Genomic DNA, 12,322 nt, shown 5'->3' with positions numbered 1-12,322 from the left:
GCAGATCTCAGCATGAGTCCCGTCATTCTTTTTATCCTCGGTGTCGTCTTTGTGGCCATCGGCATCGCCGTCTCCATCGCGCTCCATGAAGTGGGCCACCTCGTTCCTGCCAAGCTGTTCAAGGTGCGCGTCACCAAGTACATGATCGGTTTCGGCCCCACATTGTGGTCCAAGCGCAAGGGGGAGACCGAGTACGGCGTCAAGGCCATCCCGCTGGGGGGCTACGTGTCCATGATCGGCATGTACCCGCCGAACAAGGACGACGGCACAGTACGTCCCTCCAGCACCGGGATGTTCCAGACCCTCGCCACCGAGGCGCGTTCCATGGCGCACGAGGAAGTGGGACCCGGCGATGAGAAGCGGGTCTTCTATCGGCTGCCGGTGTGGAAGAAAATCATCGTGATGCTCGGCGGCCCGGCGATGAACCTGCTGATCGGCGTAGCGCTGACAGCGGTTCTGCTGATGGGATTCGGGATCAGCACCCCCACCACCACCATCGCGGACGTATCCAAATGCCAGGTCAAGGCGGGGGAGACCGTGGACCCGGATTCCGCGGACTGCAAGCTCACGCCCGCGGCTGCGGCACAACTCAAGCCCAACGACACCATTACCTCGTTCGACGGCAAGGCAGTGACCAGCTGGGATGAACTCACCGGCTGGATCCGTGCATCCGCGGGCCGGGAAGTCAGCATCACCGTGGAGCGGGACGGCTCGCCCGTCACCACCACAGTGACCCCCGTGCTCTCCGCGCGGCCGGTCGTCGGCGCGGACGGCCGCCAGGCCACCGATGCAAACGGAACCCTCCAGTACCAGGAGGTCGGCTTCCTGGGCATCGGTGCCCAAACCGCCCTGGTGGCCCAGCCGGCGTCGTCCGTCCTGCCCATGGCCGGGGAAAACATCCAGCAGGTTGCCGGCGTGGTCCTGAATCTCCCTGCACGGGTGGTGGGCGTTGCGAAGGCAGCCTTCAGCGAGGAACCGCGCGATCCCAACGGACCCATCAGCGTGGTGGGGGTGGGCCGCGTCGCGGGTGAAGTTGCCGCCATGGAGGAAGTTCCGCTGCAGTCCAGGTTCGCCGCACTGGTGGGACTGCTGGCCGGACTGAATTTCGCGCTTGCGGTGTTCAACCTGGTTCCGCTGCTCCCGCTGGACGGCGGCCATGTGGCCGGCGCCCTGTATGAGGGAGTTCGACGGCGGCTGGCCAAATTGTTCGGCCGGCCCGACCCCGGAGCGTTCGACATCGCCAAGCTCCTGCCGGTGACCTACGTGGTGGCGGCGCTGCTGATGGGCATGAGTGCGCTGCTGATCTACGCGGACATCGTCAAGCCGGTCAACCTCTTTGGCTAGTCAGCTCTTTCCGGCTTATTTTCATAAATCAGCCGAAAGCGATTGATTCTGTGTAATCAGTCGATTATGTTTGTGCCATGTACGTACTCACCATCGACCAGAAGGGCAGTACGGGCGACAAGGACCGGGTCCCCGGGCTCCTGGCCCAGCTGCACGGGATGTCCACCGCCGGCCGGTTCGAACGCTCCGTGGGCGACGAAGTCCAGGGCGTGGTGGAAAAGCCGGCGGAAGTCGTGGAAATCGCCCTTCACAGCCTGCGCAGCGGCCAGTGGTACGTGGGCATCGGGGTGGGCGCCGTGGACCTGCCGTTGCCGGCGAGCCCGCGGGAAGGGTCCGGGGCGGCCTTCGTCGCCGCCCGCCTGGCCGTTGAAAAAGCCAAATCCGCTGCGGCCCACGTGCCCTTGTCCGTCGTTTCGGGCGGCCTCCGCCGCGGCGGTGCGGCGCCGCCCGAAGCCGGACCCGGCATCATTGCCTGCGCCAACGCCGAGGCTGTGCTCCGCCTCATTGGCCGGCTGGTGCAGGACCGCACGGAGGCCCAATGGAAAGTGGTGGACGCCCTCCGTGAGCTGCAGCAGGACGCAGCAGCCAGGCACGGCAGCCAGAAGCTTGCGGCCGCAAAACTCGGAATCACCGAGCAGTCGGTGAGCCGCGCCGTCCTGAGGTCCGGCTGGCAGGAAGAATGGGCGGCACGGCCGGCCGCCGAGATGCTCCTGGCCCTGGCCCATGACGCAGTGCTGGAAGGACACAGGTGAACGCTCTCTGGATTACGCTCGCCCTGCTTACGGCAGGCTTCGCGGGCTGGCCCGTCACTGCGCTGGTGTTCCGGCTGGCCCGGACCATCGACGACAAAGCGGACGCGGCCAAGGCCGCCGAGGACCGGGCCGCCGAAGAGTCCGCCGACGACCCCGCCGCCGATGTCACCGTGGACAGGACCGGCCCGGACAGGGAATCAGCAGCCCGGGGGGCGGTCGACGGCGAGATCACCGTTGCCGCCGACAAGGCCGCCGAGGACGCCGGAAACGCGCCCAAACCTTCAACCGCTGCACCGGTACCCACCACAAGGATCCTTCGCGGCGGCGCCATCATCGGCGTCCTGGAAAGGCTGGCGGTCTGCCTGGCCATCCTGGCGGGCCAGCCAGTGGCCATCGCCTACGTGGTGGCCATCAAGGGCCTGGGGCGCTTCGCCGAACTGAAGGAGACCCCTGTTGCCGCCGAGAGGTTCATCATCGGCACGCTGTCATCCATGCTCTGGGCCGCCGGGGTAGCCGCCCTCGCCAAGATCCTGTTCCTCAGCTGAACGGGATACGTACTCGGGCGGGCAGGGCGATAGGGTATCCGTATGACTGTTTTTGCTGTTGAGTACGTATACGCCGCCGAGTCCGCCGAAGCACGCAACGCCGCCCGCCCGGCACACCGGGAATGGACTGCCCGCCTTGCCGATGAAGGTGCGCTCCTGGCCAGCGGACCTTACGGCGATGGAGCCGGTGCACTGCTCATCTTCAAGGCCGCCGACGAAAACGCGCTGAACGGAATGCTCAAGCAGGATCCTTTCGCTGCGGCCAACGTTATTGCGGGCACGCGCACCACGGAATGGAACCCGGTGACCGGCCTCCTGGCCGAACACGCCGCCTAGCCCGCCGGAACCATCCACCATCGACAGTTCGATACAAAGAGGAGTCCACGTGACCTCGGTCAGCCTGGGAATGCCGTCAGCACCGCCCCCCGTCCTTGCCCCGCGCAGGAAGACCCGCCAGATCAAGGTGGGGTCGGTGGGGGTCGGCTCGGATTCGCCCATCAGCGTGCAGTCGATGACCACCACGCCCACCACGGATATCAACGCCACCCTGCAGCAGATTGCCGAACTGACGGCTTCAGGCTGCGACATCGTGCGCGTCGCCTGCCCGTCCGCGGACGACGCCGAGGCCCTGCCGATCATCGCGCGGAAGTCCCAGATCCCCGTCATTGCAGACATCCACTTCCAGCCCAAGTACGTCTTCGCCGCGATCGAAGCCGGCTGCGCGGCAGTGCGCGTCAACCCCGGCAACATCCGCAAGTTCGATGACCAGGTCAAGGAGATCGCCCGTGCCGCCAAGGACCACGGCACATCCATCCGGATCGGCGTGAATGCCGGATCCCTGGAGCCGGGGATCCTGAAGAAGTACGGCAAGGCAACCCCGGAGGCCCTCGTGGAGTCGGCGGTCTGGGAAGCCTCGCTGTTCGAGGAGCACGGGTTCCACGACTTCAAGATCTCCGTCAAGCACAACGACCCCGTCATCATGGTTGCCGCCTACGAGATGCTGGCTGAAAAGGGCGACTGGCCCCTGCACCTCGGCGTCACCGAGGCCGGACCGGCGTTCCAGGGAACCATCAAGTCCGCCACGGCGTTCGGCGCGCTCCTGTCCAGGGGAATCGGCGACACCATCCGTGTTTCCCTTTCGGCTCCTCCGGTCGAGGAAATCAAGGTGGGCAACCAGATCCTTCAGTCGCTGAACCTGCGTCCCCGCAAGCTCGAAATCGTCTCCTGCCCGTCCTGCGGCCGTGCCCAGGTGGACGTCTACACCCTTGCCGAACAGGTCACCGCCGGCCTCGAAGGGATGGAGATTCCGCTGCGCGTGGCCGTCATGGGCTGCGTCGTCAACGGGCCCGGCGAAGCACGCGAGGCTGACCTCGGCGTGGCATCCGGCAACGGCAAGGGACAAATTTTTGTGAAGGGCGAGGTCATCAAGACTGTCCCCGAGAGCGAAATTGTTGAGACACTGATCGAAGAGGCCATGCGAATCGCTGAAGAGATGGGGGAGGCCGATGGCGAAGATGCTGTCAAGGGTAGCCCCGTGGTTAGCGTCTCGTAAGGAGACTGCGGGGCCCGGGATATCACTCCGGGTCCTGTCCGGGCCGGATACCGCACAGCTGCGGGACCTGGCCCGGACGGACGTTGTAGCCAACGTCTTCATCCTGTCGCACCTGGCTGCGACGGGAACGGCCGCGCCCACCATGGGCGGGGCAAGCATCTATGGAGTGTTCGACGGCGACGCCCTGGTGGGCGCGTGCTGGGCCGGGGCGAACCTTGTCCCTGTCCAGCTGGACCCGGACCTAGCCGGACTCGTGGCCGAGCACGCGCACAGGTCCGGCCGCCGGTTCGCGTCCATCTTCGGCCCTGCGGATACGGTCCTGGCCATGTACGGGCAGCTGGAGCAGCTCGGGCAGCCCGCCCATGAGGTCCGGGAGGACCAGCCCCTGATGACCATCACCGGATCGCCGGCGGTCCAGGCGAACACCGGACTGGGCATCAGCCAGCTCGCCGATTTCGACAGGATCCTGCCAGCCTGCGCCGCCATGTTTGAAGAAGAAGTGGGTTACTCTCCTTTCCTTGGCGGCCGCGAGTTCTATAGCAGGCGCGTGGAAGGCCTCATCAGGCAGGGCCATTCCCTCGTCCACCTCGAGGACGGCCAGGTCATGTTCAAGGCCGAACTGGGCGCTGTTACTCCCGACGTGACCCAGGTCCAGGGCGTATGGATGAACCCCTCCTTCCGCGGGCTCGGACTCAGCGCCGGCTACATGGCCGCCGTCGTGGTCCTGGCGCAACAACTGGCGCCGGTCACCAGCCTGTACGTGAACGACTACAACGCACGGGCGAGGGCCACCTACGAGCGTGTGGGCTTCCGCCAGGTGGGTACGTTCGCTACAGTTCTGTTCTAGCTGGCCGCAACCGGCCGGCATTCGAACTTATTGGGGGATAAATGAATACGTCCGTTGTGCGCTTTTTCGGGGCATCTGCCCTTCTGGTGCTTGGCCTGTCCGCATGCGGCGGACCCGCGAACACCCCGGACGCCGGCACTGCGTCGGAAACTCCGGCCGCGTCCGCCACTCCCAGTCCGACCCCCACGGAAGCTCCGTTCAAGATGCTGACGTCCGACGAGCTCTCGGAGATCGCCGGGGCGGTGAAGGACTCCGATAATGCGGCACTGACGGTGATGCCGGCGGAAAAGGTCTCGCAGGCCCTGGACCAGATGATGTCCATCATGAACGAGGTGCAGGTGGAGCCCGCCGAGTGCAATTCCATCGCTACGGGCACGGCATTCAAGCCGGACAGCAACACCACCATGGCAGTCGGCGCCTCCACGTCCTCAACCGCTGAACTGACCCAGACGCTTTCCCTGCTCTCCGGCGTTAACAAAGAAACCCTGGACGAGACGCTCACCCGGCGCTCCAGTGAAATCGCAGCCTGCGGCAACATCAGCATGAACATCGGGGGAATGGCTATGACAGCTGCCACCACCGAACTTGACAGCGGTGCCAGCACCCCGGGTGCCGTCGCCCTGCAAACGGACGTCACGCTGCCCACCGGAGCCACGCAGAGCACCGTGATGACCTTTGCAGTCAAAGGCGGCGTCCTGATCTCCGCCCAGGCATCAGGCACGGGAGTCACCTCGTCCCACCTCGCTTCAGCTGAAACCCTGCTGGACCAGGCAGCCGCCCTCATTGACTAGATATCCATGACCGTGGCGGCCCGCGGTAACAACGAGTCAACTGCAGAAAACTGCGTGACGACTCTTGTAATGGTGCCGTGGATCACATAGGTTCTTTCCTAACCGCGCCGATGGGGTGCGTGCGGTCTCAGGGGGAAATCAGCAGATGGCACTGGACGTTGACCTTCCCAGCAGGCACGCCTAGCGCTCCTCCGGACTTATCGGTCTGACGGGCCGTAAGAGCCACGCCAAAACAGGATGACCAGCCGGCAACGGCCAGGGGCTTCCTCTAGTTCTGGCGTGGCTCTTCCTCCTTCCGGCGCCGCACCCCGGGCCCCGGCATTGCGGACACCGGAGCCGGCATCGCGCCGCCGGGAACCCGGCACCCGCCGCGCCACGGTAGATTAGTACCCAGACGAATTTGCCCAGCCCGTCATCCGAACAGGCACCTCCCAAGAAACGGATTCCTACCCGTGGTCCTTCGACTTTCCAAGCTGTTCCTGCGCACCCTGCGCGAAGATCCCGCCGACGCCGAGGTGGCCAGCCACCGGCTCCTGGTCCGCGCCGGGTACATCCGCAGGGCCGCACCGGGCATCTACACCTGGCTGCCACTGGGTCTGAGCGTGCTGCGCAAGGTGGAAAAGGTCATCCGCGAGGAGATGTCCGCCATCGGCGCCCAGGAAGTCCATTTCCCGGCACTCCTGCCTAAGGAGCCCTACGAGGCCACCAACCGCTGGACTGAATACGGCGAGGGCATCTTCCGGCTCAAGGACCGCAAGGGCGGGGACTACCTGCTGGCCCCCACGCATGAGGAAATGTTCACCCTCCTGGTCAAGGACCTGTACTCCTCGTACAAGGACCTTCCGCTGAGCATCTACCAGATCCAGAACAAGTACCGCGATGAGGCACGGCCCCGCGCCGGCCTGCTGCGCGGCCGCGAGTTCATCATGAAGGACTCCTACTCGTTCGACATCGACGACGCCGGCCTGGACGCAAGCTACAACGCTCACCGCGCCGCCTACCTGAAGATCTTCGAACGCCTCGGCCTGGAGGTTATCCCCGTGGCGGCCACGGCGGGTGCCATGGGCGGCTCCCGGAGCGAGGAGTTCCTGCACCCCACCGAGATCGGCGAGGACACTTTCGTGCGGTCTGCCGGCGGGTATGCAGCAAACGTTGAGGCCGTGACCACCGTGGTCCCCGCCGAGATCGATTTCACCAATGCACCTGCAGCCGAGATCCGGGACACCCCGAATACCCCCACCATCGACACGCTGGTGGACGCGGCCAACCAGCTGGTTCCCCGCGCGGAGAACGACGGCGGCGCCTGGACGGCCGCTGACACGCTGAAGAACGTTGTCCTCGCCGTCACCCTGCCCACCGGGGAGCGCCAGATCGTTGTCATCGGCGTGCCCGGTGACCGCGGCGTCGACCTGAAGCGCGTCGAAGCCAACATCGGCGCCTACCTGCCGGTCGCCGGCGAGATCACCGTGGAAGCCGCAGGCGAGGAAGACCTCGCCCGTAACCCCCTGATCGTCCGGGGATACCTCGGCCCGGGCATGTCCCTGGGCACGCCCCTCCTCGGCCTGGAAGGCGCCGCCAAGCTCCTGTACCTGGTGGATCCTCGCATCGTCAGCGGCACCGCCTGGGTCACCGGCGCCAACATGGCCGGAAAGCACGTCTTCGGCCTCGTGGCCGGCCGCGACTTCAGCTGGGACGGCGTGATCGAATGCACCGAAGTGCGCGCCGGCGATGAGGCCCCGGACGGTTCCGGCCCGTTGGAGACCGCACGCGGCATTGAGATGGGCCACATCTTCCAGCTCGGCCGCAAGTACGCCGAAGCCCTTGAGCTGAAGGTACTGGACCAGAACGGCAAGCAGGTTGTGGTCACCATGGGTTCCTACGGCGTCGGCGTCACCCGCGCCGTCGCGGCCCTGGCCGAGTCCAACCACGATGCCAAGGGCCTGGTCTGGCCCCGGGCAGTGGCTCCCGCCGATGTCCACGTCGTGGCTGTGGGCCGGGGCGAGGAAATCTTCGCGGCCGCCGAGAAGCTGTCACTCGAGCTGGAGGCCGCAGGCCTCGAGGTCATCTACGACGACCGCCCCAAGGTTTCCCCGGGCGTCAAGTTCGGCGACGCCGAGCTCGTCGGCGTGCCCACCATCCTGGCCGTTGGCCGCGGACTGGCGGACGGCGTCGTGGAAATCAAGGACCGCCGCAGCGGCGAGGCGGAGAACGTGGCTGTTGAGAAGGCTGTTGACTACGTGGTCAACGCCGTCCGCAGCAAGTAACCCCCACGGCTGAAGGAGTGATCTCGGGATTCGAGTCGCTGGAGCCCGCCACGCTGGTCCTCATCATCGTGGCGGGCTTCGCCGCAGGGTGGATTGATGCCGTGGTGGGCGGCGGGGGACTGATCCAGCTCCCGGCGTTGCTGCTGGTTCCGGGCATCACCCCGGTCCAGGCTCTTGCCACCAACAAGATGGGCTCGATCTTCGGGACCACCACCAGCGCCGTGACGTATTACCGCCGCGTCCGGCCCGACCTGCGGACTGCCATACCCATGGCGGTCATTGCGCTGGCCGGGAGCTTTGGCGGCGCCGTCCTCGCCGCCACCCTGCCAGCGAGCGTTTTCAAACCCATCATCGTGGCGGCGCTGGTCGCCGTGGCGCTGTTTACGGCGTTCAAGCCCAACGTCGGTGACCTCACCTCGCTCCGCCATGACGGCAGGACCCACTACGTGGTGGCCTGCATTATCGGAGCGGCCATCGGTTTCTACGACGGCCTGATCGGGCCCGGCACTGGTTCGTTCCTGATCATCGCCCTCGTGTCCGCGATGGGCTACGCGTTCCTTGAAGCCAGTGCCAAAGCCAAAATCGTGAACATGGCCACCAACGCCGGCGCCCTGATCTTCTTCCTGCCGCACGGTTCACTGCTGTGGGGCGTGGGGCTCGTGTTGGGGCTCGCCAACATGGCAGGCGGCTACCTCGGGGCGCGGACCGCGGTGAAGCAGGGCAGCACTTTCATCCGCAACGTTTTCCTCGCTGTCGTCGGCGCCCTGATCCTCAAGCTGGGCTACGACATCTGGCAGGACACCCTTCGCCCAGGCAATTAGGCAGTCACGCCAAAGAGGCGCGAAAGACCCTCCCGGCCGGGGCAGGAGGGGGCGTACCATGCTCCTATGTCAGCAGGGGAGGAACCCTTCCGGGACGCCTTGGATGCAGCAGCCGGACATGCCCGCGAATGGCTGGAAAGCCAGCCGACCCGGCATGTAGGACCCCGGGCCACCGCAGCCGAGCTGGAAGCCGCCTTCGGCGGCCCGATGCCCGAAAACGGCCTCCCGGCGAGCGAAGTGATCGACTATCTCGCTACCAATGCTGAACCCGGCCTGATGGCCATGCCCTCGGGCCGCTTCTTCGGCTGGGTCATCGGCGGCACGCTGCCCGCCGCCCTGGCGGCGGACTGGCTGGTCAGCGCCTGGGACCAGAACTCCGTCTTCCGTGCCGCCACGCCCGCCACCGCGGCCATCGAGGCGGCAGCCGGTCAATGGTTCCTGGAGTTGCTTGGCCTGCCGGAAACGTCCGACGTCGGTTTCGTCACCGGCGCGACCATGGCCAACTTCGCCGGCCTCTCGGCTGCCCGGTGGCGCATCCTGGAAAGGGCAGGCTGGGACGTGAACACGGATGGTCTCGCCGGTGCTCCGGCAATCAGCTGTTTGGTAGGACGGGAACGCCATGACTCGATCGACCTTGCCTTGCGGTACCTGGGCCTGGGACGCCCCGTCGAGGTTCCCTCGGACCGGCAGGGACGCATCAGTCCCGCGGAACTGGATTGCGCCCTGGACCGCGCGCTGGTCGCTGCTTCGAGCGGAACCGATGGATTCGCCCGAACCCCGGTGCTTGTGTGCCTGCAGGCAGGGAACCTTCATTCCGGGGACTTCGATCCCTTCCTGGAGTCGATCACGGTGGCCAAGGCACACGGCGCATGGGTGCACGTTGACGGTGCTTTCGGGCTTTGGGCAGCGGCGGTGCCTGAACTTGCCGCCCTGACCGGCGGCCTCCACCTGGCTGACTCGTGGGCCACCGACGCGCACAAGACGCTCAACGTGCCTTACGACTGCGGCATCGTGGCCGTGCGGGACGGCGAAGCGCTTGAGGCCGCGATGAGCGTCAACCCGAGCTACATGATCCGTGACGCCGGGGCCGCGGCCGACCCCTTCCAGACCGTCCCGGAACTCTCCCGGCGTGCCCGGGGCGTTCCGGTGTGGGCGGCGCTGAAGTCCCTCGGCCGGAATGGTTTGGCGGCTCAGGTGCGCAACTTGGCGACCCGCGCTTCGCAGCTGGCGCAGGAACTATCGGCGCTTGACGGCGTCGAAGTGCTCAACGACGTCGTGTACACGCAGGTTTCGCTTGCCTTCGGCGATGACGCAACAACGCGCGCCGTGACGGCCCGGATCATCGAGGACGGGCTGGTGTGGATGTCCGGTTCGCGCTGGCAGGGACGGGATGTCCTGCGGATTTCGGTGAGCAACTGGACTACGGACGACGCCGACGTCGAAACGGCCGTCGAAGCTGTACGTAAGGCCCTGGCGGCAGTCCGCGGTTAAGGCGAAGCCTGCCCGGCCGCTGCACCCGGTACTGCTACCCCCGGAGTTGCTTGTCCCGGTACTGCTTCCCCCGGTTCGGGAAGATCGTGGGCGGCAGGCAATCCGGGGAGGGTGCGTCCCGCGAGCGTGCTCGCCACCCACAGGGAGCGGAAGAAGTCGCCGTTGTGGTGCGGGCGGGAGGCATACGACAAGGCGTTTTCAACTTCGCGGGCCAGGCTCCACTGCCGCGCCACCTCCGCATCCAGCCCCGCGGAGGCGCTGAAATCCCGGCACCTGTCCAGCAACCCCTGCCGCGGATCGGACCGGGGGAGGTCCCGGATACGGTTCCACAGGAGCGGGGCCACGGAGAATTCGGCTTCTCCGATCATCGGCTGCGGATCTATGGCGGCAAAACCGCACTGCGGCCGGGCCAGGATGTTCAGGTAGTGAAAGTCTGTGTTGACCAGAACGTCGGTCCCCGCCCGGCGGCCCACCGCTCCGCGCGTCTGGCAGACCTCCAGGGCGGCCTCCAGCAGCCAGCGCGGAAATGGCCTCCCGAGCTGCTCCCAGTCCGCCGGGAGGTCATCGCTCCATTGTTCGGCGCGGGCAGCCACATGGTCGAATTCCTGCCACTCCGGGCGCTGGTCCGGCGTCAGGCTTAGCTGCCGCGTCAGCCCGCCCCACACCTCCACGGCAGTATCCAGCGGTACGTCCTGGAGGGAGCGGCAGGCGTCCAGCCTCTCCAGCAACATGGAACATGTTCCGGCGTCGGATTCCAGGAGCCGCACGGCACCGTGGCCGTCCCAGAGCCGGAGGGCGAAACGCTCAACCCGGGCTTCGTCGTGCGGGTAGGAAACCTTCAACGCTGCAGGGACACCGGCCCGGGTCACCGGGACAACCACACCGCCATGACCGCTCCATGGCAGCTCGCCGGGATCGAGGTCCACCTCCAGGCCCCACCGCTCCACCCGTCCGCAGATCAGTCCCTGCAGGGAGCCCAGCCAGGCGCGTCCGCCGCTGGTCCGGCTGTAGCGGCGGCTGAGGTCAGGCGGGATGGGGACAGCTGCGGGTGCATTCATTGGATCCAGCGTACCGCCGGGTGGCTGAGCTGAATCGTTGGCGGTGCCGGGTCATTGGCGGTGCCGGACCGTGGGCAGCGCAGCGCGTCAGGCGACGACGCCGCTGGCGCCGAGCAGGTTGCCGATGGCGAAGGTGGCGATGAGCGCCAAGGCGCCGCCGACTACCACCCTGAAGGCGGCCTTCGTTTTGGAGCCCCCGCCGATCCAGGCACCGAGGGCACCGGTCAATGCCAAAGCCACGAGCACGGCCACGAAGGTCAGGGGGACCCTGATGTTTTCCGGGGGCAGCAGGATTGCCAGCATGGGCAGGATCGCGCCGATCAGGAAGGCTATGGCGGACGCGAAAGCCGCGTGCCACGGGCTGACGATGTCGGTTTCGTCAATGTGGAGCTCGGCGGAAAGGTGGGCGCCGAGGGCATCATGGGCCGTGAGTTCCTTGGCAACGGTGCGGGCAGTGGCGGCGCTGAGGCCCTTGCCCTGGTAGATGGCGGCGAGCTCCTCCAGCTCTTCCTCGGGCTGTTCGGCGAGTTCACGCCTTTCCTTTTCGATCAGCGCCTGCTGGCTGTCCTTCTGGCTGCTGACGGACACATACTCGCCCAGGGCCATGGAAATGGCGCCACCCACCACGCCGGCAGCACCGGCGATGAGGATGGGGCCCGAATCGGTGGTGACACCGGCAACACCCACCACAATTGCCGCGACGGAGACAATGCCGTCGTTCGCTCCGAGCACACCGGCGCGCAGCCAGTTCAGCCGGTGGGCGATGTCGTTGTGGTGCGGTTCATTCTCGTGCTGCGTCGCTGTCCCGGCGGTATCCATGCCTATAGCAAACCATTGGTGTCCGGACCCCGCCAGTA

12 protein-coding genes are annotated in these 12,322 nt (G+C 66.3%); 10 read left to right on the top strand and 2 right to left on the bottom strand.

What is annotated here, in order from left to right; all coding sequences use genetic code 11:
* The first annotated feature begins 12 nt into the window (after nucleotides 1–12).
* The 10 genes from WMN78_RS04065 (at nucleotide 13) to WMN78_RS04020 (ending at nucleotide 10,407) form a co-directional block, all read left to right on the top strand.
* Nucleotides 13–1,344 carry a site-2 protease family protein gene (locus WMN78_RS04065; RefSeq protein WP_340532188.1) on the top strand — a complete coding sequence of 444 codons (1,332 nt, stop codon included), beginning with the start codon at nucleotides 13–15 and terminating at the stop codon, nucleotides 1,342–1,344.
* Between the two features lie 77 nt (nucleotides 1,345–1,421).
* On the top strand, nucleotides 1,422–2,096 hold the full coding sequence (locus WMN78_RS04060) for a MarR family transcriptional regulator (protein WP_340532187.1): 675 nt from the start codon (nucleotides 1,422–1,424) through the stop codon (nucleotides 2,094–2,096).
* A complete protein-coding gene (locus WMN78_RS04055; RefSeq protein WP_340532185.1) occupies nucleotides 2,093–2,641 on the top strand; it encodes a hypothetical protein in 549 nt (182 codons plus the stop codon). Before WMN78_RS04060 ends, WMN78_RS04055 begins: the two co-directional genes overlap by 4 nt.
* A 42-nt stretch (nucleotides 2,642–2,683) precedes the next feature.
* Nucleotides 2,684–2,977, top strand: coding sequence for a YciI family protein (locus WMN78_RS04050; RefSeq protein ID WP_340532184.1), 294 nt, complete (start codon nucleotides 2,684–2,686; stop codon nucleotides 2,975–2,977).
* 49 nt (nucleotides 2,978–3,026) lie between these two features.
* Nucleotides 3,027–4,193 (top strand): flavodoxin-dependent (E)-4-hydroxy-3-methylbut-2-enyl-diphosphate synthase, encoded by a 1,167-nt coding sequence (ispG, locus tag WMN78_RS04045; protein ID WP_011691265.1) that lies wholly within the window; start codon nucleotides 3,027–3,029, stop codon nucleotides 4,191–4,193.
* Entirely contained in the window at nucleotides 4,156–5,040 is an 885-nt protein-coding gene (locus WMN78_RS04040; RefSeq protein ID WP_340532254.1) for a GNAT family N-acetyltransferase, read from the top strand. The genes ispG and WMN78_RS04040 overlap by 38 nt, the downstream gene beginning before the upstream one ends.
* A gap of 41 nt (nucleotides 5,041–5,081) precedes the next feature.
* The gene (locus WMN78_RS04035) at nucleotides 5,082–5,831 is read left to right on the top strand and encodes a hypothetical protein (protein ID WP_340532183.1); all 750 of its coding nucleotides are present in this window, start codon (nucleotides 5,082–5,084) and stop codon (nucleotides 5,829–5,831) included.
* Nucleotides 5,832–6,283: 452 nt separating this feature from the next.
* Nucleotides 6,284–8,095, top strand: coding sequence for a proline--tRNA ligase (locus WMN78_RS04030; protein ID WP_340532182.1), 1,812 nt, complete (start codon nucleotides 6,284–6,286; stop codon nucleotides 8,093–8,095).
* 17 nt (nucleotides 8,096–8,112) lie between these two features.
* On the top strand, nucleotides 8,113–8,916 hold the full coding sequence (locus tag WMN78_RS04025; protein ID WP_340532179.1) for a sulfite exporter TauE/SafE family protein: 804 nt from the start codon (nucleotides 8,113–8,115) through the stop codon (nucleotides 8,914–8,916).
* A gap of 66 nt (nucleotides 8,917–8,982) precedes the next feature.
* The gene (locus WMN78_RS04020) at nucleotides 8,983–10,407 is read left to right on the top strand and encodes a pyridoxal phosphate-dependent decarboxylase family protein (RefSeq protein WP_340532178.1); all 1,425 of its coding nucleotides are present in this window, start codon (nucleotides 8,983–8,985) and stop codon (nucleotides 10,405–10,407) included.
* Here WMN78_RS04020 and WMN78_RS04015 read toward each other — a convergent pair.
* Both WMN78_RS04015 and WMN78_RS04010 read right to left on the bottom strand, forming a co-directional pair.
* Nucleotides 10,404–11,465: an aminoglycoside phosphotransferase family protein gene (locus tag WMN78_RS04015; protein WP_340532176.1), complete on the bottom strand. Its 1,062-nt coding sequence runs from the start codon at nucleotides 11,463–11,465 to the stop codon at nucleotides 10,404–10,406. The two genes, WMN78_RS04020 and WMN78_RS04015, sit on opposite strands and share 4 nt — an antisense overlap.
* An 87-nt stretch (nucleotides 11,466–11,552) precedes the next feature.
* On the bottom strand, nucleotides 11,553–12,284 hold the full coding sequence (locus tag WMN78_RS04010) for a VIT family protein (RefSeq protein ID WP_340532174.1): 732 nt from the start codon (nucleotides 12,282–12,284) through the stop codon (nucleotides 11,553–11,555).
* Between the last annotated feature and the right edge of the window lie 38 nt (nucleotides 12,285–12,322).

The organism is Arthrobacter oryzae, from assembly GCF_037911235.1.
In the GTDB taxonomy this organism is placed as follows: Bacteria; Actinomycetota; Actinomycetes; order Actinomycetales; family Micrococcaceae; genus Arthrobacter; species Arthrobacter oryzae_E.
The sequence above is the reverse complement of the archived record's forward strand: the minus strand, read 5'-3'. Positions and strand labels throughout refer to the sequence as shown.